The sequence below is a fragment of the Corynebacterium timonense genome, assembly GCF_900105305.1.
Taxonomy (GTDB): Bacteria; Actinomycetota; Actinomycetes; order Mycobacteriales; family Mycobacteriaceae; genus Corynebacterium; species Corynebacterium timonense.
The window spans coordinates 621454-643182 of sequence record NZ_LT629765.1 but is presented as its reverse complement, the minus strand read 5'-3'; the positions used below and the strand labels follow the sequence as shown (position 1 = coordinate 643182).

The 21729-nt window shown below is 66.9% G+C and carries 14 protein-coding genes and 1 pseudogene; 1 reads left to right on the top strand and 14 read right to left on the bottom strand.

Annotated features, from left to right (window positions below; genetic code table 11):
* Positions 1–10 precede the first annotated feature (10 nt).
* From trmD to rpsP, 3 genes are all read right to left on the bottom strand, one after another.
* The gene (trmD, locus tag BLT81_RS03110; protein WP_040420632.1) at positions 11–1099 is read right to left on the bottom strand and encodes a tRNA (guanosine(37)-N1)-methyltransferase TrmD; all 1089 of its coding nucleotides are present in this window, start codon (positions 1097–1099) and stop codon (positions 11–13) included.
* Complete coding sequence (gene rimM, locus BLT81_RS03105) at positions 1092–1598, bottom strand: ribosome maturation factor RimM (RefSeq protein WP_172812369.1); 507 nt, start codon at positions 1596–1598, stop codon at positions 1092–1094. The genes trmD and rimM overlap by 8 nt, the downstream gene beginning before the upstream one ends.
* A gap of 2031 nt (positions 1599–3629) precedes the next feature.
* Positions 3630–4133, bottom strand: coding sequence for a 30S ribosomal protein S16 (gene rpsP / locus BLT81_RS03095; RefSeq protein WP_019193015.1), 504 nt, complete (start codon positions 4131–4133; stop codon positions 3630–3632).
* 373 nt (positions 4134–4506) lie between these two features.
* Here rpsP and BLT81_RS03090 point away from each other — a divergent pair, with 373 nt between their 5' ends.
* Positions 4507–6639 (top strand): acyltransferase family protein, encoded by a 2133-nt coding sequence (locus tag BLT81_RS03090; protein ID WP_019193016.1) that lies wholly within the window; start codon positions 4507–4509, stop codon positions 6637–6639.
* A 6-nt stretch (positions 6640–6645) separates the two neighbouring features.
* Here the strand turns inward: BLT81_RS03090 and ffh are convergent.
* The 11 genes and pseudogenes from ffh to BLT81_RS03035 all read right to left on the bottom strand — a co-directional run bounded on the left by ffh (position 6646) and on the right by BLT81_RS03035 (position 21695).
* Positions 6646–8243 (bottom strand): annotated as a pseudogene (ffh, locus tag BLT81_RS03085) (signal recognition particle protein).
* A gap of 127 nt (positions 8244–8370) precedes the next feature.
* Positions 8371–8709 carry a P-II family nitrogen regulator gene (locus BLT81_RS03080; protein ID WP_019193018.1) on the bottom strand — a complete coding sequence of 113 codons (339 nt, stop codon included), beginning with the start codon at positions 8707–8709 and terminating at the stop codon, positions 8371–8373.
* A gap of 79 nt (positions 8710–8788) precedes the next feature.
* Complete coding sequence (locus BLT81_RS03075; RefSeq protein WP_081582807.1) at positions 8789–10225, bottom strand: ammonium transporter; 1437 nt, start codon at positions 10223–10225, stop codon at positions 8789–8791.
* A gap of 215 nt (positions 10226–10440) precedes the next feature.
* Positions 10441–12093, bottom strand: a complete 1653-nt coding sequence (gene ftsY / locus BLT81_RS03070) for a signal recognition particle-docking protein FtsY (RefSeq protein ID WP_040420763.1) — start codon at positions 12091–12093, stop codon at positions 10441–10443.
* 36 nt (positions 12094–12129) lie between these two features.
* Positions 12130–15588, bottom strand: a complete 3459-nt coding sequence (gene smc, locus BLT81_RS03065; RefSeq protein ID WP_019193021.1) for a chromosome segregation protein SMC — start codon at positions 15586–15588, stop codon at positions 12130–12132.
* 145 nt (positions 15589–15733) lie between these two features.
* A complete protein-coding gene (locus tag BLT81_RS03060) occupies positions 15734–17569 on the bottom strand; it encodes a hypothetical protein (RefSeq protein ID WP_019193022.1) in 1836 nt (611 codons plus the stop codon).
* Positions 17570–17671: 102 nt separating this feature from the next.
* Positions 17672–17956 carry an acylphosphatase gene (locus tag BLT81_RS03055; protein ID WP_019193023.1) on the bottom strand — a complete coding sequence of 95 codons (285 nt, stop codon included), beginning with the start codon at positions 17954–17956 and terminating at the stop codon, positions 17672–17674.
* Positions 17957–17992: 36 nt separating this feature from the next.
* The gene (locus BLT81_RS03050) at positions 17993–19489 is read right to left on the bottom strand and encodes an alanine/glycine:cation symporter family protein (RefSeq protein WP_019193024.1); all 1497 of its coding nucleotides are present in this window, start codon (positions 19487–19489) and stop codon (positions 17993–17995) included.
* A 53-nt stretch (positions 19490–19542) separates the two neighbouring features.
* Positions 19543–20388, bottom strand: coding sequence for a bifunctional DNA-formamidopyrimidine glycosylase/DNA-(apurinic or apyrimidinic site) lyase (mutM, locus tag BLT81_RS03045; RefSeq protein ID WP_019193025.1), 846 nt, complete (start codon positions 20386–20388; stop codon positions 19543–19545).
* A gap of 3 nt (positions 20389–20391) precedes the next feature.
* Entirely contained in the window at positions 20392–21165 is a 774-nt protein-coding gene (gene rnc, locus BLT81_RS03040) for a ribonuclease III (RefSeq protein ID WP_019193026.1), read from the bottom strand.
* Positions 21162–21695, bottom strand: coding sequence for a YceD family protein (locus BLT81_RS03035; RefSeq protein WP_019193027.1), 534 nt, complete (start codon positions 21693–21695; stop codon positions 21162–21164). Before BLT81_RS03035 ends, rnc begins: the two co-directional genes overlap by 4 nt.
* Positions 21696–21729: the final 34 nt, after the last annotated feature.

The window sequence follows — 21729 nt, the reverse complement described above, 5'->3', positions numbered from 1 at the left end:
TGGCGTAACTTTAGCCGACCTCCCGCGTCTGCCCCTCCCACTGCCCCCGCAGCCCGGCCGCCTGGGCCACGGCGCGCGTCGCCTCCTCGGGGCTGAGCGCCGTGCGCCCGCGGACCGTCACCTCGCCCTCCCCGAGGGTGACCTCGGGGTCGCGGTAGCCGGCGTTGCGCAGCGCGCGCCGCATTCGCTTTTCGACGCCCCCCTGGCGCGCCACCTCGCCGCGCACCGTCGTTTCCACCGCCCTGCCGTCCAGCGCGAAGACGTCGTCCTCGTCGAGCTCGACGGCGTCCAGAAGCTCCGGGCGCACCCGGCGGGTACGCAGCAGCGACTGGTCGCGCCGCCACCGCCGCACCTTGACGTGGTCTCCGGAGAAGAGAACCGCCGGGGCGTCGAGCCCGCGCCAGGAACGCGGCCTGGTGTACGAGGGGCCTTCCAACAACCCGTCGGAGAAGCTGTCCTCCTCGTGGCTTTCCGTGTTGCCCAGGACACCGGGGATGAGCCGGGTGACTGCCTCGGCGATGACGAGCGCCGCGGCCTCGCCGCCAATGAGCACGTAGTCGCCGATGGAGACCTCGCGCACCCGATAGCGCTTCTCCGCGTCCTCGAACACGCGCTGGTCGATGCCTTCGTAGCGGCCGCAGGCGACGACGATGTGCTCCTCGCGCGACCACGCCCGGGCGTCCGCCTGCGTGAACGGCGCGCCGGCCGGGGTGGGCACGAGGAGGAGGGGCGTGGCGCGGTCCTCTCCGTTCGCAGCGGCGTACGGGCGGGGCACGACGGCGGCGACGTCGTCGTGGCGCGGCCGGTCGTTGCGGTGGGGCGCGGCAGAGGCCAGATCACGGTGGCGGCCGGGGCGGCCCGCGGCGACGTCGTCAAGCGCGGGCCCCCACACCTCGGGCTTCATCACCATTCCGGGGCCGCCGCCGAGCGGTGGCGCGTCGACGGACTTGTGGTTGCCGGTGGCCCAGTCTCGCAAGTCGTGGACCCCGACCTCAACGATGCCCTGCTCGATCGCCTTGCCGAGCAGCGCGTGGCGCAGCGGCTCGAGGTACTCCGGGAAAATGGTGATGACGTCCAAGCGCAGCCGTGGGCTAGACATCCAGCAGCCCCTCGGGCGGCGTGATGGTCAGGGCGCCCGCATCGAGGTCGATCTCGGGAACGAAGTCCATGACAAAGGGGACGAGCACCTCGCGGCCCTCGTAGTCGATCTCAAGGATCTTCCGGTTCGGGGCGTCCATCACCCCGGTAACCTCGCCGACCTGCGTGCCCTCGTGGACCACCTTCAGTCCGATCAGCTCGTGGTCGTAGTACTCCTCGGAGTCCTCCTCGCGCTCGAGCGGGGCGGCGAAGAACTGCATACCGCGGAGACTGTCCGCCTCGTTTCGGTCAGGGACCTCGCGGAACTTCACCAGAAGGCGACCCTTGTGGGGCCGGGAGGACTCCACTGTGAGCTTTCGTTCCCTGCCAGCCTGGGTTCCATTGAGCTCGGCGCCATCCGCGTAGCGCACGTCCGGCGCGTCCGTCATCACATCCACAACAACTTCGCCCCGAATCCCATGCGACTTAATGACACGGCCCACTTGCACCTTCATGGCCACTGAGCTTACCGGCGCGCATCGTGGCGCAGTTCTCCGCCGCCTTTTTATCAATGGATGGGACCGGGCGAGGCGGGACGTGCAACCTCCGGCCCACAAAGCCGGTTGAATCTACTTTCGTACACACTTCCGGCCATGGCATTGAGGCCACGCCGATTGAGTTGTAGCGTCCCTACCAGGCACTCAGCCTGCATCGAGAGCTTTGAGGAGAGGGTTGTATGAAACGTGTAGTTGAATCAACAGCCACGCTAGTGACGGCTGCGTTTGACCCTCGGATACAGATACTCCTGTAACGCGCTCGGAGACGCTGCACTCCGAGAGTAGAGACGGAAAGTTCAAAGTCGAGGTTTTCCAGAACGGGAAAAAGGTCAAAGACGAAACCACTGAGGTCGACTATGTCGATGGTGAGATACTCGAAGCACATTCGACCGCGCCTGTTGCGGCCCCCAACAGCCCAGAGTTATATGGATGGGGAAGTAAAGTCGCATGCATTGGGGCAATACTTGGTGTTAACGCCACAATAGCTGGGCTGATTACTTCTACGTGCGTGGGCGCGTGCACCGCCGAGTCTGTTGGCTTCACAATCTGTGCCGCATGTGTAGGCGGAATCGCGGTGGTCGGGTCCGCCGACATCGGTGCCATCGTAGAGTGCTTCACGTTGTAGTCTCGCGCAAGAGGTGATTCTGTAATGAAAGCTCTTTCAACTTTTCTTGGAATGGTCCTTGCCGCCGGGGCAATCCTCCTAGTGCCAGGTTTGTTCGTTTCGCCCTCGGTAATGCGAGTTACGGGGTTTGTGGTCTTAGCACTTTTGAGCGTCGGCGCTTTCCTGGCCGCGCGTCTTTCGAGAAGTTCTCCACGTGAATGAGATATACACGCGCTGAAACCAGCATCCCGCAGGGAAAGTGAGGACCGATTCCCTCGAGCACCTATTCCCCACCAAAAACTCAAGCGTGGCACGGTGGCCGTCTACGAATCGACCCGTATGTGATTCTCTTCTCGATCGCGGAAGATCTCCCGGCCAATCGGCAGCACGTTGTGCCCCCGGTTAAACATGTCCGGCGCTGGCACGAAAACCACCGCGGTCGGCGAAAAGTTCGCTGACCCTGTTTTCGCGGCCATCCGTCACCGCCGCACCCACGAGAAACTCACCGGTTTTGAACGCATTCGAGTCTTGGACTGGGAGAGCGTCAAAACCCGTGACAGCGGGATAGTCTGCGTCTGACGGCAGAATATTGTGCGGAAGAGACGACTCGATGATCCGCTTCCGATGCGTTGATGAGCAGCGAGACTCCTCTGAGGTGAGGCGGTTGTGCGAGGCCCTAACCATCAATCGATCCTCCCACGACGCGTGGAGCCACGTCGCTTCTGCCCACCGGCAGCTCCCCATCGATGACGCGGTTCTCGGCGCACGGATCACGATCCTCGTCGCACAAAAAGACGGCTGCTACGGTGCCACACGTGTCGCCGCCGCTACCGACGCTGTGGATGACGATTCCCAACGCGCATTTTCTGGAGCGCACGTCAGCCACTAGCGGGTAGCGAGTCTGATGCGTCAAATGGACTTGTTCGGCGACACCACGAGGCTCGGGTTACGGGCAACATGGTCGAACGCGATGGCCTCAAACTTCCCTGACCTGCCGAAACGGAAGCACACAGCATAAGCATCCACTGTGGTCTCCGCCGGAGCCATCACTCATTTTCACATTGCACACGGGGCGAACAAGTACCTGACCACGGTCATCGTCTACTCGTCACGGCCGTTGACTGGGTTCTCGAGCGCCGGTCACTTGCCCGTCAGCCTCGGGTGCGTCTGTTTCCGGGGCTCGGGCCCCGTCGCAGTACCTGCGGCGCAGTGTACGCCGAGCACACACGCATCGTATGGGGAACGGTATCGAACGATTGCCGCTTAGAGAGTGGATGGCTTTCATCTTCGTAGAGCGACAGGGTTAACTCTCCGCCAACGTCCTGAAACCTCAAAGAAAAACCCGCGCACGATACGGTGCGCGGGTGCAGCGTCTGAGAGAGGCTTTTGTCTTAGTTCTCCTCGGACGCCTCGGCGTCGCCGGACTCAGCCTCAGCCTCGGCCTCAGCAGCCTCAGCGGCGGCAGCAGCCTCGGCCTCGGCAGCGGCCTTGGCCTCCGCCTCCTCCTTGGCCTTCTTGCGCTTCTCGGTGATGGCCTCGGCAGACGGGCCGTTGTTGGCCTCCTCGAGGGCCTTGTTGAACAGCTCAAGCTTGGACGGCTTCTCCTCGGCCACCTTCAGGGTACCCTCGGCACCCTCCAGGCCCTTGTGCTTCTGCCAGTCGCCGGTCACCTTGAGCAGGGCAAGGACGGGCTCGGTCGGCTGAGCGCCGACGCCGAGCCAGTACTGGGCGCGCTCGGAGTCGATGCGGATCAGCGAGGGCTCTTCCTTCGGGTGGTAGATGCCGATGTTCTCGATGACCCGGCCATCGCGGCGGGTGCGGGCGTCGGCGACGACGACGCGGTACTGAGCGTTGCGGATCTTGCCGAGACGCTGAAGCTTGATCTTGACAGCCATGAAAGTTCCTTCTTTCAGTCACCGGGCAGTTCAGACACCCGCCGCTTGTCGACGGGCCGGTTCAACCCTTCTTCTTTACCCTGCGCGTGACCGGCCGGCCGACCAGACAAGGACGGGTCCGACGCTGACGCAGTATGATTTTTATGCTGCTGGGCCGACTCCGCGGCGCGACCCTACAACCGCCTACACAGTACCGGGCACCTCTGTGTTTGCCCAAATCGCCGCCGCGCCGCGGCGCGTGAGCACGCCGCTGGATTAACTATCGTCGGAGCCGCATGGGTATGGTCAGTAGGTTGCCTGTTGCGGCCCCCGCTGCAGGGACGCGCCCACGCATGCTCCACGCACTGCACACCAGACAGAATCGAGATTGTTCATGGGTGGATCAACTCCGCAGAAGCGGTCCACGAACTACCGCTACGACCTCGACGGTCTGCGAGGCTTCGCTATTGCCCTCGTTGTCCTCTTCCACATCTTTGTGGGCCGCGTGTCCGGCGGTGTCGACGTCTTCCTTCTCTTATCAGGGTACTTTTTCCTGGGCTCGCAGCTGCGCTACGCGCTGCGACCCAACCCGAACCTGAACCCGTGGTGGCCGATCTGGCGCACCATCCGCCGTCTCCTTCCCGCCTTGGCGCTGGTCATCGCGGTGACGGCGGTACTCGTGCTGACGCTCACCCCGGGGCTCATGGACGTCGAGCTGGCCCGACAGTTCACCGCCTCGCTGCTCTACTACCAAAACTGGGAGCTCGCGTGGCAGGAAGCGGACTACGCCGCCGCCAGCCAAGACACCTCGCCGCTGCAGCACCTGTGGTCGATGAGCGTGCAAGGCCAGTTCTACCTGGCCGCCATCCTCTTCGGCGTCCTGCTCGCCGCGCTGTGTTCGCGCCGCGTGCTCAGCCGGGAGGCGACCCGCTGGCTCGCGGTCGCGGTGCTGTCGGTCATTACGGTCGCCTCGTTCGCGTGGGCATCACGCCACGGTTTCTTCGGTACTGGCGACAACTACTACTCCACCTTCTCCCGCGCCTGGGAGCTCACCCTGGGCGGGTTGCTCGCACTGCTGCCCCCGAGTGTGCGGATTCCGCACCGCGTCTCGGGGTTCACGGCTGGTCTTGGCGTCGTAGCTATCGCGATCACCGGCGTGGTCATCGCGGACGCTCTCGCGTTCCCGGGCCCGCTGGCACTGCTTCCGCTGGCGGGCGCAGCCCTGGTGATCCTGAGCGACAGCTCGAACCCGGTTTCGTCCGTCCTCTCCTCGCGCCCCGCTCGGTGGCTCGGCGAAACCGCCTACGCACTGTACCTGTGGCACTGGCCGCTGCTGATCATCCTGACCGTGTTCAGCGGCAACGACACCCCGCCGTGGTGGATCGGTCTCATTGTCATCGCGGTGTCCCTGGGCCTTGCTCACATGACGCACCAGCTGGTGGAGAAGCCGCTGCGCCAGCACGCCAAACGCCCGAAGGCGGACGAGAACCGCCTCCGCACCGGGTGGGCGGCGCTGCGCACACGCCCCGGGGCGACGCGCGCCACCGGTGGCGTTGTCGTTGCCGCTCTCAGCGCGGGCGTTCTCGCGGTCCAGCCCTATTGGGCGAGCCAGATTGACAACGCTGACGAGCCCCTCGACGTCATCCGCTACCCAGGCGCCCTGGTGTTCCTCGGCGCGGAGGCGCCGGAGGCCCCACCGATGCCGGACCCGAGCATTGTCTCCAGCATTTTCCCGCCCATCGCGAATGACGGGTGCATGCTGTTCATCGGGGACGCCCCCGACGCCATGCCGCACTCCGATTGCGTCTACGGCGACGAGGACGCGGAGACGACGATCGTCCTCGCCGGCGGCTCGCACGTCGAACCCCTCGGCATCCCCCTCGATGTCTTGGGCAAGGAGTATGGCTTCAAGTTCGTCCCCTTCATCCGGCAGGAGTGCCCCATCGTGGTCGACTACGACGACGCGGTGGTCTCCGACGAGTGCACGGAATGGTCCCAAAACGTCATGGCCGAGATCGTCGACATGCAGCCGGACCTCGTCATTTCGACGTCGACACGCCCGGAGGGTAGCGCCGGCGGCGCGGAGATGAGCGTCGACCACGTGCCCGACAGCTACCTCGAAGTGTGGGGCATCTTGGCCGATGCAGGCATCCCGTTCCTGGGGCTGCGTGACAACCCCTGGATGTTCGATCCCAGCGGCGAGCGGCTGGACCCGAACCTGTGCCTGGCCAGCGGCGGCAGCATTGAGGAGTGCTCGATGCCGCGGGAGGCGGCCTACGAGGACGTCGACCCCGCCGCGGAGCACCTCGACGGCGCCGACAACCAGTGGAGCGTGGACACCTCTCACTGGTACTGCCCCGAGGACCTGTGCCTGCCGGCAATCGGCAACGTCACCGTCTACCGGGACCAAAACCACATCTCTAACGCCTACGCCTTGTCTCTGGCGCCGCTTTTGTGGATGGCCATCGAGCCCGTCTTCGACGAGCTCGGGGTGAACTACGACGAGGAGGGCGCCTCGGCGCAGTAGAGCGGGCTACTTCCGCTTCTTGCCGAGGTTCTTCATCGCCTGGTCGAAGTCCAGGTTATTCAGGTCGATGCCCTCCATCCCGGGGGCATCTGTCCTTGGAGCTTCTTCAGCTCGCTGGGGTCGGGCATGCCGGGCATGCCCGGCATCCCGCCCGGCATGCCGCCGCGGCGCTTCGGCGGCTTGCGCTTGCCGCTCTTTGTCTTGCGCCCCTTGGGCTTCTTTTTCGTTGCGGAACGCCCGCCTCCCACACCGGGCATCCCCGGCATACCGAACTGGCTGGCCATTTGCCCCATCATCTTCTTCGCCGCGAAGAAGCGCTCCACCAGCTGGTTCACCTCGGAGACGGTGACTCCCGAGCCGTTGGCGATGCGCTTGCGGCGCGAGGCGTTCAAGATCTTCGGGTCGTCGCGCTCGGCGGGGGTCATGCCGCGGATGATCGCCTGGATGCGGTCGAGCTGCTTTTCGTCGACCATGTCGGCCATCTCGTTCATGGCGTTGCCGCCGGGCATCATCTTGAGCAGGTTGCCGATTGGGCCCATACGCCGGATCATCAGCAAATGGTTGAGGAAGTCCTCGAGGGTCAGCTCACCAGAGCCGAGGCGCTGGGCGGCTTTCTCGGCTTCCTGCTCGTCAAAGACGGTCTCTGCCTGCTCGATAAGGGTCAGCAGGTCGCCCATGCCGAGGATGCGGCTGGACATGCGCTCGGGGTGGAAGACGTCGAAGTCGTCGAGCTTCTCGCCGGTGGAGGCGAACAGGATTGGCGTGCCGGTCACCTCACGAATGGACAGGGCGGCGCCGCCGCGCGCGTCGCCGTCGAGCTTCGTCAGCGCGACGCCCGTAAAATCCACGCCCTCGGCGAAGGCTTGGGCGGTGGTGACGGCGTCCTGGCCGATCATGGCGTCGATGACGAACAGGACCTCGTCGGGGTCCACGGCGTCGCGAATGTTGCGCGCCTGCGTCATCAGGGTTTCGTCAATGCCGAGACGGCCGGCGGTATCGATGATGACCACGTCGTGTTTATTCTGGCGTGCGTACTCGACGCCTCGCTTCGCGACGTCCACCGGGTCGCCGTGCGAGGTGCCCATCTCGTGCCCGTACGAGTCGGTCGACGTGCCGGGGTCCGGGGCGAAGGTGGTGACCTTGGCGCGCTCGCCCACGATCTGGAGCTGTTGCACAGCGCCCGGGCGCTGCAGGTCGCAGGCCACGAGCAACGGCGTGTGGCCCTGCTTGGAGAGGTGGTTCGCCAGCTTTCCGGCGAGCGTGGTCTTACCCGCACCCTGGAGGCCGGCGAGCATGATGACAGTCGGCGGGTTCTTCGCCAGTGTGAGGCGGCGGGTTTCGCCGCCAAGGATGGCGGTGAGTTCCTCGTCGACGATCTTGATCACCTGCTGCGCCGGGTTCAGCGCGGCGGAGACGTCGGCGCCGAGTGCACGCTCCTTGACGCGCTTGATAAAGGCTCGCACTACCGGCAGGGAAACGTCGGCCTCGAGCAGCGCGAGGCGGATCTCGCGGGCCGTGGCGTTGATGTCCGCTTCGGTGAGCTTGCCCTTGCCGCGCAGGCCCCCCAAGGCTGTTTGTAGGCGGTCGGACAGAGACTCGAACACGGTGGGCACTCCCCTTTGCTGCGTTGCTAGGTTGATCAACAAGCGTTTATTGAACTCGCTACAGCCTAGCGCGTGGGTGGACAGACAGACACATCCGCGCCCGACGCAGCGCGCTCAGATCGCCCCGTCAGATCGCGTCCTCACCCGTCTCCCCGGTGCGCACCCGGATGACTCTGCTGACCTCGCTGACCCACACTTTTCCGTCGCCGACCTCTCCGGTGTAGGCCGCTTCGACAACGGCCTCGAGCGCCTTTTCGACGTCACGGTCAGCGACGAGGACCTCGACCTTTGCTTTGGCGACGAACGCCGAGGAGAATTTTGCGCCGCGGTAGTACTCCACTGCGGCGATCTGGCGCCCCGCCCCCTGGGCATCCGTCACGGTGATCCCGTGTACCCCGATCGCAGCGAGGGCCTCGCGGATGTCGCTGACAGTGAACGGCTTGACCACTGCGGTGATGAGTTTCATCGCCCGCTCCTTTCTTTCTGTACGGTGTTCGACCGACAACGCCGCGTCGTGCGTTCTCCGGGTGTCACAACGAGCCGGCTCATGCTGTCACAGCCTTGTCGGCACGGGCCTGTTCGGCACGGGGTTTCTCCCCCCTGCCGTGTGACGGGTGGCCTGTGCTTGGTGGGGTTAACTCCGCCGGAAAAACGATCCCGGTGCGCATCCCCGAGCCGCCGACGTCGTAACCGGTCTCACGGTGGACGGAGTAGTCGATACCTTCGAACTCCTGCTCGCGGGTCACGCGCCAGCCGACCGTGTGCTTGATAAGCACCGCGATGAAGTAGGTCAGCACACCGGCGAACAGCATGGCCGCCAGTGCGATCACCGTCTGGACCGCAAGCAGGCGCCACCCGTCGGCACCCCCGCCTGTGAACAACCCCGTGCCGCGGGAGAAGAATGCCAGGCCGATGGTCCCCCACACGCCTGCGACGAGGTGGACTCCGACGACGTCGAGCGAGTCGTCGATATTGAGCCTGTATTTCAGCCCGACCCCGCAGCAAGCGAGTACCCCGCCGACGGCGCCGAGCAGGAGCGAGGTCGCCGGGGTCAACGCCCCCGCAGCGGGCGTGATAGCCACCAGCCCTGCGACGATGCCCGAGGAAGCCCCGAGCGAGGTAGCGTAGCCGTCGCGCCACTTTTCGACGCCCAGCCAGCCGAGCATGGCGGCCGCCGCCGCGGCGGTGGTGTTCAGCCAGGCTAGGCCGGCGAGCCCGTCGGCTGCGAGGGCGGAACCGCCATTGAAGCCGAACCAGCCGAACCACAGCAACGCGGCTCCCAGCATGACCAGCGGAAGATTGTGCGGCCGCGCGTTGGATGCGGGGAATCCCTCGCGGCGCCCGACGACGAGCGCGAGGACCAGCGCAGCCACGCCCGCGGAGATGTGGACGACGGTCCCGCCCGCAAAGTCGATGGGGGCGATTCGGGCCTCGCCGCCGTGCGTACCGTACATCCATGCTGCGATGGACCTCTCGGCGTGGCTGAGCAGGCCCCCGCCCCACACCATGTGGGCCAGCGGGAAGTAGACCAGCGTCGACCACGCCGCGGCGAAGATGATCCACGAGCCGATCTTGACGCGGCTGGCAAGTGCACCCGAGATGATCGCCACCGAGATCGCCGCGAAGGTGAGCTGGAAGCAGATGTCGATGACGGCCGCGTAACCGTGAGAACCCTCCACGTAGCTACCGTCCGCGTTTGTAATGGAGCCGCGCAGCCCGAGGTGCTCGAACGGGTTGGCCACAACGCCTCCGAAGGAGTGGGTGCCGTACGACATGGACCACCCCCAGAGCACGTAGACCACCGCGACAACCCCCAGCGCGGTAAACGACATCATCATCATGTTGAGCACGCTGCGCCGGGACGACATCCCGCCGTAGAACAGCGCCAACGCCGGAGTCATGAGCAATACCATGCTCGCCGACACGAGAACCCAGCTCGCGTTTCCCGATGCCGCTGCGACATGTTCCGCAGTCACATCCATCACCCTCTTTCGATATCTACCTGTCATTCGATTGAAATGACAAGCACATCGTAAAGCGACGGGAAACCCCACGGAATACCTGTCGTGCTATTGAGACGCGTTTCACATACCGCTTGTACTGCCGCGCCGTCGGCGCAGTGTCCTGACCCGACCCCACCCACGACAACGCGGCCCCGCGCACTCGCGGGGCCGCGCATGTTTCGCGCCTGCGCGCCCTACCCCAAAAGGGCGTCGACGAAGCTCTCCACCTCGAACGGGGCGAGGTCGTCCGCCCCCTCGCCGAGGCCGACGAGCTTGACGGGAACACCGAGTTCCTCCTGCACCTGGAAGACGATGCCACCCTTCGCGGTGCCGTCAAGCTTCGTGAGGACGACACCGGTGATATCCACGACGTCGCGGAAGACGCGCGCCTGTGTGATGCCGTTTTGGCCGACCGTGGCGTCGAGCACGAGAAGCACCTCGTCAACGCGAGTCTTCTTCTCCACCACGCGCTTGACCTTGCCCAGCTGGTCCATCAGACCAGTGGAGGTGTGCAGGCGGCCCGCGGTGTCCACGAGAACCACGTCGGCGCCCTGGTCCACGCCCGTGGCGACGGCGTCGTAGGCGACGGATGCCGGATCGGCGCCCTCCTTGCCGCGCACCGTGGTCGCGCCGACGCGGCGGCCCCAGGTCTCCAGCTGGTCCGCGGCCGCCGCGCGGAAGGTGTCGGCCGCGCCGAGAACGACGGAGTGGCCGAGGGACACGAGCACGCGCGCAAGCTTACCGGTCGTGGTCGTCTTCCCGGTGCCGTTGACGCCCACGATGACGATGACGGCGGGTTTGCCGTCGTTAGGCATAGCCTTGAGCGAGCGATCCATCTCGGGCCGCGCCGCCTCAATGAGCGTTTCGCGCAGCATGGCGCGGGCTTCGGCCTCGCTGGACACGCCCCGCTCGGCGATCTTCGAGCGCAAGCTGTCGGTGACCTTCATGGTCAGGTTCGCGCCAAGGTCCGCCATGATGAGCGTGTCCTCGATCTCCTCCCAGGCGTCCTCGTCGAGGTCACCGGCGGTGAGGATGCCGAGCAGCCCCTGCCCGATCGCGTTCTGCGAGCGCGACAGCCTCCCGCGGAGCTTGCCGATGCGCCCCGCCGCCGGGGCGATCTCGTCGAGCTCATCGCTCGGCTCGTGATCTGTGATGATGGCGTCCTCGGACGCCACCGCGCCGTCCTGTCGCGCTTCCTCAGCGACCTCGGCGGTCACGGCCGCGGCCGCTGCCGCTTCCTCGGCTTCCTTTTCGACGTCGCGCTGCTTATCGACGAGCTGCTCAAGCGTCTCCCCCGGCTCATTCGGCTCTCCGGACTCCTCAGCGGGTTCGTCCGCTGGCTCCGCCGCCGGCGCTGCCGGCGCTTCGGGTTGAGCGGCTTCAGGCTCAGTTGCTTCAGGGTCCGTCGACTCGACAAAATCCACGGTGTCGTGGGTCATCTCCACCTGCTGCTCGGGCTGGCTGACCGGGTCGGTCTCGGGGTCGGCCTCGGGCGGGGTGGGTGGCGCGGCGGCCTCGACGACTGGGGCGTCGGGAGCCGGGGGCTCCGGGTCACTGTGGCTCGCCGCGGCGGCGCCTCCCGCAGCGGCCGCGGTCGAACCGCTGGCGGAGCTGCCATCGCGGCGCACCAGGTCGGGCTGCGCATCGGCCTGAGCAAAATTAAACCCGCCCTTGGCCTGGTAGTTGCCGGACTTCTCCTGCTGGGTCAGCTCCTTGGGCTCTTCCACCTTGTCAAAGGAGACGGTCTTCGTCTTCTTCCGGCGGTTACCCGCGACGACCAGTCCCGCGATGAGCAGGACAATCGCCACGACCGCAATGATGATCCACACTATGGTCGTTGTATCCATGGCGTCCATAGTGCCAGCAATGCCCGCGCCCCGTGGCTACTTCCCCGCACTGTCGGGTGCCGCGCCAGCGGGACTCATGCGCTGAGAGATGACCCGCGTGACGCCGTCGCCGCGCATGGTCACGCCGTACAGCACGTTGGCCACGTCCATCGTCGGCTTCTGGTGCGTAATCACCAGAAGCTGGGAGTCGCGGCGTAGCTCTTCGAGCAGGGCGATGAGGCGGCGGAGGTTGACGTCGTCAAGCGCGGCCTCGACCTCGTCGAGCACGTAGAAAGGGCTGGGGCGGGCGCGGAAAATGGCCACGAGAAAGGCCAGCGCCGTGAGCGACTTTTCCCCGCCCGACAGTAGCGACAGGCGCTTGACCCGCTTGCCGGGCGGGCGCGCCTCGATCTCAATGCCCGTGGCGAGCATGTCGTCGGGCTCGGTGAGCACGAGGCGGGCCTCGCCGCCCGGGAAGAGGGTGTGGAACACCGCGGGGAACTCGGCCTCCACGTCACGCCAGGCGTCGGTGAACAGCTGGAGAATCTGAGCGTCGATGTCCTCAATCACGCCGGTGAGGTCCCGGCGCGCGCGGAGGACGTCGTCAAGCTGCGTAGACAGGAAGCTGTAGCGCTCCTCGAGGGCCTTGTACTCCTCCAGCGCCAGCGGGTTGACCTTGCCCAAGGAGCGCAGGTCCTTTTCAGCCTCGGCCAGGCGCTGTGTCTCCGCTTCGCGGTCGAAGTCGGGCGCCGGAGCATAGCCGGCCAGCAGGTCGGGGATGGCGATGCCGAGGGATTCGGTGATCTTCGCCTCGGCTTCGTCGATGCGCACCTGGGCCTGCGAGCGGGCGATATCGGCGGCGTGTGCGCGGTCGGTGAGCCGCTCGAGCTGCTGGCGCGTGGACGTGACCTCAGCCCGGGCCTGCTGCCCTCTCGCGCGCAGGGAGGCCACCTCGGCGGTGAGCGCGTCGCGCTCACGGGCGGCGCGCTCGAGGGCGGACTCCGCGCGGGCGACGACGTCGCGGGCGCGGGAGGCGACCACCCCGGCGAGCTCCGCCTGAGCGCGCCGGGCCGCCACCGCGGCATCGTGGCGAGCCTTCGCCTGCCGCTCGTTGTCGGCCTGGCGGCGTAGCGCGTCGCCCCGCCCGGCGACCGCGTCGGCCGCCTGCTGCGCCGAGCGTAGGCCCAGCGTGGCCTCCATCTGGATCGCCTTCGCCTGGTTGAGCGCCTCCGCGGCTGCGTCGCGCGCGGCGGTGGACGGCTCCTGGGGGCTGCCGGCGTCCTCGACGCGCGCAACCCGGTCCCTCGTCTGCGCTAGCTCCTCGCGCAGGCCCACCAGGCGGGACTCCGCCTGGTGGGCTCGCTCGCGGGCGCGGGCGTACTCGGCCTCGTTGGCCTCCACCTGCGCGGTGAGGCGCCGGTGGTCGCGGCGCCACGCCTCGAGGTTCGCGTCGTGCTCGCGCAGCGCGGACGTCGCTCCCGCGGCGGCCACGCGCGCTTCGTCCGCCGCGAGGCTCGCCCCCTCGAGGGTGCCGCCGAGCTCCTCGAGGGCGGCGCGGGCGGCGGCGAGCTCCTCTGCCGCGCGGCCGATCTCGGCGCTGAGCTCGACGGTGCTCGCGCTCCCGGAACCGGCGGCGACCCAGCCCTCGCCGACGAGGACGCCCTCGCGGGTGACGGCGCGCAGGCGCGGGTCGGCGGCGACGAGGCGGCGCGCGTCGGCGGGGGTGGCGGCGAGGGCGACGTCGACAAGCAGTCGCGTCACGGCGCCCGTGACCTCGGGCGCGATGTCGACGTGGTCGAGAAGCCAGTCGACGCGCTGGTCAGTGTCCAGGCGCCAGGAGGCACCGCCGGCGGGGTCCACAACAACGGTGCGCTCGGCGTCGGCGAGCCTGCCCACCACGTCGCCCGCACCGACGAGGGCCTCGGCGTGCGCCCCCAGCGCCGCGGCCAGCGCCACCGAGGTGCCGTCGCGCGCGGTGAGGGCGTCCGCGAGCGGGCCAAAGCCATTCCCCAGGACCTCCGTGGCGGCCGTCTTCGGCGCCTGTTCCCGCAGGGTGGAAATGCGCGACTCCAGCGTAAACACGGCCCGCTCGCGCTCACGCTGGGCGGCCCGCAGCTCCTCCAGGCGTGTCTCGGCGTCCTCGGACTCCGCCGCGGCGCGACGGCGTTCCTCCTCCAGGGGTGCGCGCTCCGCCTCGATTCCGGAGAGCGTGCCGGACACCTCGGCCTCCTCTCGGCGGGCGGTCAGGGCGCGGTCGCGGGTCTCGGCGAGCGCCTCGCCCAGCCGCGCGGCCTCCTCCTCCGCGGCGGCGACGGCGCGCTGCTGCGATTCCTCCTGCGCGAGCAGGCGCACCACGCCCTCGCGACGGTCCGCGATGGCACGCACCTGCGCCATGTGCTCGCGCTCCGCGTCGTCGAAGGTCTCCTGCAGCGCCTCGACCTCCTCGCGGGCCGTCTCGAGGCGCTCGGCGGCCTCCTCCGCCTCCTCGACGGCGGCTGCGTACTGCTCATCGGCGTGGGCGGCGCGGGCCAGCAGGTCCTCGGGGTCCTGGCCGTGGTAGGCAGTGTCCGCCCCTGCGTTGCTGGCGCGCTCGGCGGCCACGCGCACGGTCGCGCCGGCGCGCTCGAGCAGCGTCGACAGCTCGAACCACACCTGCTGCGCCTCCTCCGCCTGCGGCTGCACGGCCCCGAGCTGCTCCTCGACGGAATCCTGGGCCGCCGTGGCCTCCTCCAGCGCGGCCGTGACCGCGCGCACCTGCTCCTGGAGCGCGTCGGCGGCACGCGTGGCGTCCTCGCATAAGGCGCGAAGGGCCACCACCTGGTCCCCGGCGAGGGCGAGGCGGGCGTCGCGAAGCGTGGCCTGCACCGTCGCCGCGCGTGTGGCGGCCTCCGCCTGGCGAGCCAGGGGTGTGAGCTGCGCGCCCAGCTCCTCAGTGAGGTCCTGGAGGCGGTCCAGGTTGCCTTGCATGCCCGCCAGCTTGCGCTGCGCCTTCTCCTTGCGGCGGCGATGCTTGAGCACGCCCGCGGCCTCCTCGATGAACGCGCGGCGCTCCTCGGGGCGGGATTCGAGGATCTCGGAGAGCTTGCCCTGGCCGACGATAATGTGCATCTCGCGGCCGATACCGGAGTCCGAGAGCAGCTCCTGGATGTCCATCAGGCGGGCCTTGGCCCCGTTGATCTCGTACTCGGAGGCGCCGTCGCGGAACATCCGGCGGGTGATCGCCACCTCCGTGTAGTCGATCGGCAGGTGCTGATCCGAGTTGTCGAAGGTCAGCGTCACCTCGGCGCGCCCCAGCGGTTTGCGCCCCCCGGCGCCGGCGAAGATGACGTCCTCCATCTTCCCCCCGCGCAGGTTCTTCGCCCCCTGCTCCCCCATCACCCAGGCAAGCGCGTCGACGACATTCGATTTGCCCGAGCCGTTCGGCCCGACGACGGCGCAGATGCCGGGTTCGAACTTCATCGTCGTCGCCGAGGCAAAGGACTTGAAGCCCTTGAGCGTCAACGATTTCAGGTGCATTGGGGTGATTTTAGCGGGTTCATCGCACACCGCCGGAGATGAGGCGATGGCGTGGACAACGGGTGCCTCCACCCGAAAACTCCACGGGTTCTCCCACCTCGGCTGTCGAGTCCGTCCGGAGTGTGGCTTCCAAGACTTTCATTTGCTATCGCTCGAGCACCTTTAGCCGACGCTTGGGTCGCTGTGACGCCTCCGCTTCGTCGATGGGATTCGTGGGAGCCAGTCCGTGGCCGAGCGCGTACGTCATTGCCGCTTGAACCGCCTCAAGCTTTTTCTGTAATTCAACGACGGACGCGGCCTTCTCGTCGGAGATCTCGGATACTCGATTGATTTCACGGACCAGCGCCATCTCAGAATCCTTCCACATCGCCCAGATATCCCCGCCGACGTCCAATCCGTTGCGTTGCCGGAGAATCAGCAACGTCAGCTGGCTCGCGATGAGGGTCTCCACGGATCCGGAGGTATTGGCGGGGCTCATCACTCCGACCGCGATTCCTCCAACTCCTGCGGAGACCAATGAACCCGCACTCACCAACCCGCCAATCATCCCACCGGGTCCGAAAGAAGCAAGGGCGCTCGTCACAGCCGCTGCGCCTGCGACACCGGCAGCTGGGGCAAGCGCGAGTCCGGCAGTGCCAATAGCGAAGACGGTGAATCCCGCTCCAAGCACGCTCCACTTAATCCAATTAGTCCGTGCCCGTCCGGGGAGCGCCCTTTCTGCGGTCTTCAGAGCATCGAATACTTGCTCTCCGAGAAAACTGCCGAGGCCCATTTCTGCGGTGAGCTCTTTCAGCGCAGCCTGGCGAATGTCGCGATCCACCTCAATCTCGAAGGGCTCGATCGGGCTCCGCTGTGCGAGCGCGACAAGACGAGCCAGAACGGCCTCTTTACTGACGTGGTGGGCATGATCGGGTTGTGGAACCTGTGCCTCCGGGTCGGCCGCGTCGAAATCAAGGGCCGCGATCAAGGGGTGCAGAGGTCGCGGCTGCATCCGCGCCCGCTGCTTGAAGTCCTCCACAATGTCGCCTTGTACGTGGCGCAGCGCCGCCCGGAACCTCTCGCTTACGTCGCCCGCCAAATTGTTCTTGATCAGGTGCGCGTACCGGAGACCCTGGAGTGCAATCTCTTCAGCCTCATCAAGTGGAACGACAACGTCGCGTTGAGCAAGAACGATGTCCTTGGTCCTCGAACCAAAAAGGCCGTAGCCAATTGCCGCCCCGGCTATTTCCGAGGACAAATACGCGCTCGCTGCGTGGGCCGCTGCAGGATTGATCGGGTTTGCAACATGGAGGTCGAGGAGCCACGGGAACACGGACGAAACTCCACGCAACGCGGTTACCGGATCTCGGTTGCTCCATAAATTGACCCACCACCCCGCGTTCTGCGGCGGGTCAATCAAGTCCTCCCGAAGAAAGTCGGTCTTGAAACTTCCACTCGCCAGCGGGCTACCGGCAGTCACCACACCAACGACCTCCAGCCCCAGAGGGAGTCGTCTGATGAGATCCGCTGCAATCACGGTTCCGAGGCTGTGGGCTACGAGAACCGCTCGCCCCGAGTGCGGCATCTGCTCCAAGATGCGGCTGAGCACTTGGGCTCTCACATCCCTATCGGTGACGTAGTTCTTGGCCTGCCGAAAAAACGGGGAAGCTGCAGCGAAGTCGACGACCATCTCGGCAGCAGCTAATCCGGGGCCTCCGCGGTGGCGCGCCAGCCGCGCTTCCATGGCCGACGTTCGCGCCTCAAACTCCCGGCGAAGCCGTGGGCGCTCACTCTTCGGTGTGCGAATGGTCACCGGCGGAAGCTTCTGATTGGGGCCCGCCCCCTTGAGCTCGAGCGCGTAGCGCGGGGCGATCACTCGCACCCCCTCCAGGCCCGGATACCCCGCAACCTCGAGCCCCTGGAGCAAACCCTGGCGCCACTTCTCGTCCGGGTCGCCTTTCCCCACCCCGTGCAGAAAGATGAGGTGCGGTTTCTCAGCCATGCGGCTCCTCTCGTCCGATCCAAAGAACCATCACAAATTATTCCGCCGGCACGTGGGGAACGGCTTGAAAGATTCGTCGGGGAAAGGCTGGCCCCGTACGACCTACCGCTCCTCAAAGCCCTCCGCGCCGCGCGGCTGCGAGTACTGCTCGATCACGGTGTCGACCCGCCCGGGGCGCTCGGCGGTCGAGGGCTCTTCCCGCAGGAGCTCAAGGAGCTTCTCGACGTCGCCCCGCGCACCCTCGGCGACGACCTCCACGCGGCCGTCGTCAAGGTTCTTGGCGTAGCCTGCCAGCCCGAGCTCGAGGGCGCGCGAGCGGGTCCACCAGCGAAACCCCACCCCCTGGACGTGCCCGTGGACGAATGCGGTCATGCGCGTGTTCTGCATAGGCGCCAGTCTAACCGCGTGCTCCGGGTGCGCCCCCTAAAACTCGCGCAGCGAGCGGCGGTCCTGCCACGTGCGGCGCGCGGCGGGGTCGGAGCCGTCCCACACCTCGACGTTCTTCAGCTCGGGCAGCATGTCGCGGTAAAAGACCGGGTCGACGCCCTGGCGGCGCTGCTCGTTGTAGTTCTTCAGCAGCTTGATGGCCACCCCGCCGAGCGGGACGATGGCGATGATGTTGATGATGGCCATGGTGCCCGCCATCGTGTCCCCCAGCGCCCACACCAGCGGTACGGAGCCGAAGGCGCCGAAGAAGACAAAGCCGAGGACACCGAAGCGGAAGATCGTCATCACGGTCTTCGACTCGGTGAAGTACTCGATGTTCGCCTGCGCCAAGTAGTAGTTGCCAATGACGGAGGAAAACGCCAGGAAGAACAGGATGAAGGTGAGCACGTGCGCCCCCCACGAGCCGATGGAATCCGCCAACGCCGCCTGGGTCAGGGCCGCGCCCTGGATGTCCTCGCGGCCGTAGGTAACCGCGGGGCCAAGCAGGACGATGAACGCGGTGATCGAGCACACGAGCAGGGTGTCAAAGTAGACGCCGAGCGCCTGCACGAGGCCCTGCTTCACCGGGTGGGACACCGTCGCCGTCGCGGCCGCGTTCGGCGCGGAGCCCTGGCCGGCCTCGTTGGAAAACAGGCCGCGGCGCATGCCCCACACAAAAGCCATGCCCACCGTCGCGCCAGCGACCTCCTTGAGGCCGAGCGCGTGGCCGACGATGAGGGAGAACATCGCGGGGACCTCGTCGATGTTGAGCACAACGACGATGAGGCCGATGATGATGTACGCGCCCGCCATGAAGGGCACGATGAGCTGGGTGGCGCTGGCGATGCGGGTGACGCCGCCGAAGATAATCGTGGCGGTCAGCCCGGCGATCACCACGGCGACGATGAGCTTGAGGGTATTCGAGTCGTCGTCAAGCGAGCCGCTGACCGCCTCGACGATGGAGTTGGTCTGGATGGCGTTGTAGACAAAGCCGTAGGTGAACGACAGCGCGACGGCGAAGATCACGGCGAAGGGCTTCCAGCCGAGCCCGCGCGTCATGTAGAACGCCGGGCCGCCGAAGTAGTGGCCGTCCGGATCGCGCGATTTCCACACCTGCGCGAGCGTGGATTCCACGAACGCGGTGGCACCGCCGACGAGCGCGAGGATCCACATCCAGAACACCGCGCCCGGCCCGCCGACGGAGATGGCGAGCGCCACGCCCGCGATGTTGCCCGTGCCCACGCGCGAGGCCGCCGAAATGGTGAAGGATTGGAAGGCCGACAGGCCCTTGTGCTCGGTGTCGACCTCGTGTCCCTTTTTGTCGACGACCTTGGGCTTTTCCGTCACCGACCGAAACATGTCGGGCAGCAGCCGCACCTGCACGAAGAGCGTGCGGAGGCCGAAGTAAAGGCCCGCCCCGACGAGGAGCCACGGCACGATGGTCCAAATGATTCCGTTGAGAGTTCCATCGACGAACTCTGTAGCCTGTTCCATTTAGCTTATATTAGACCCGGATCACAAAAACGCCACACCGGCGGCGGCACCACTTACGCGGTTTGGCACGCTGGGCAGTAGTGGCTGGAGCGCCCGTTGACCACCACGCGGCGCATCTCAGTCCCGCACGCGCGGCACGGTGCACCGGCCCGCCCATAGGCGTTGAGCGAGCGCGAGAAGTACCCGCTCGCCCCGTTGACGTTGACGTAGAGGGAATCAAAGCTCGTCCCGCCCTGCTCGAGGGCGCGCGCCATCACTGCGCGAGACTCCGTGAGCAGCCGCACCGCGTCGCGCTGGCGCAGCGAGGCCGCCCGCCGCGTCGGCTTCACCCCGGCGGCCCACATCGCCTCGTCGGCGTAGATGGAGCCGATGCCGCTGACGACCGACTGGTCGAGCAGCACCGTCTTAATCGCGGACTTCTTGCGCCGCACGCGCCGCGCGGCCTCCACGGGGTCAAAGGCGTCCTCGAACGGGTCGGGGGCCACGTGCGTCACCGTCGCCGGAATGCGGTGCGGGGAGGCGGTGAGCGGGTCGTCGACAAGCTCGGCGTACTGCCACGAGCCGAAGGTGCGTTGGTCCACGAAGGTGAGCTCGAGCTCGCTTATCGACGCCCGAATGCGCACATGCGGCCCCGCCACCTGCCCCGGCTGGCCGACGAGCATCTGCCCGCTCATGCGCAGGTGGACAACGAGTGCCGCGCCGTCGGAGAGCGTAAGCCACATGAACTTGCCTCGCCTGCCCGTGCCGGTGACCGTGAGCCCGGGGAGGACCCCGGCGAGGTCGACGTCGTTGCCGCGTACGGCCCGCGGGTGCAGGACCTCGACGGCGCCGAAGGTGCGGCCGACGAGGTGCTCGTCGAGGCCGCGGCGAACGACCTCGACCTCGGGAAGCTCCGGCACCGGCTACTCCCCCCGCGCCAGGGCAACGACCTCGGGGTGGTCGCGAAGGTAGAACACGGCCTCACGCGCGGCGTTTTGCTCCGCGGTCTTCTTGTTCTGCCCGCGGCCGGTGCCCCGCGGGCTACCGCCGATGAGCACGTGGGCGGTAAACACCTGCTCGTGCTCCGGGCCTTCCACTGTGGCCTGATATTCGGGCTGCCCCCCGCCGAGCTCCGCGACGCGTTCTTGCAGCACCGTTTTCCAGTCCTGGCTGCGCTGCGCCGCGTCCAGCTTGGGGGCGAACATGCGCAGGATGACACCGCGGGTGGTCTCGAAACCGTGCTGGCGGTAGATCGCGCCGAGCACCGCCTCGGTGGTGTCGGCGAGGATCGACTCCTTGTCGCGCCCCCCGGTCGTCTCCTCGCCCTTGCCCAACAGCAGGTGCGGGCCGAGGTCAATCTCGCGGGCGACGTCGGCGAGCGCGTAGCGCGACACCACCCGCGATCGCATGGGCGACAGGTCCGACTCGGGGCGCGACGGGAAACGCTCGAACAGCTCGTTGGCCACGGACAGGCCGAGCACCGCGTCGCCGACGAACTCGAGGCGCTCGTTGTTCGGCAGGTTGTCGTGCTCGTTGGCGAACGAGCGGTGCGTCAGCGCGAGCTTGAGGATGTCCGGTTCGAGCTCCACACCGAGACGTTCGAGCAGCGGGGCGTGGTCGACCGCGTCGAACGCCGCCTCCCACGCCTCGGGTCCGGACGGGCGGCGCTTGCGGGAGCGCTTCGTTCCGCGGCTCACAGGAACTTCTCCAGGCCAGCCCAGCGCGGGTCGACGAGGTCGTTCTCCTCGCCGGAGACCCCGTCCGGGGAGGGCACGTCGGTTCCGGCGCACTCGGGCTCGCACGTCGGGTTGAAGGGCAGATTCATCCCCAGCTCGTCCACAAACGCCTGCTCGAGGTCGATCGTGGTGCCCTCCATCACCGGGACCTCGTCGCCGGAGCCCTTGTCCTCCTCGCTCTCCGGGTCGCCGGTGATGGCGTCACCGTCGGCGGCGAAGACCACGGTGACGCTCGCCTGAAACGGGGGGTGAAGAGGGGCGAGGCAGCGGGCGCACTCCCCGGACAGGGTGCCGGACGCGGAGGCGTCCACCATCACGCTTGATCCCAGGGGGACCACGACGGCCTCCACGGTGACGTCGCTGCCCTCCGCAATCGCGATCATCTCGGGCCCGATGCGAGAGGGCGACGGCCCCACCTGCGTAAAAACGACCGGCGTTCCGTCGCCGCCAAAGGCCTCGGCGACGTCGAAAACAAAGGGATTGGTAGCCATAACAGCCACTACCCTACAACGAAACGGGCCTGCT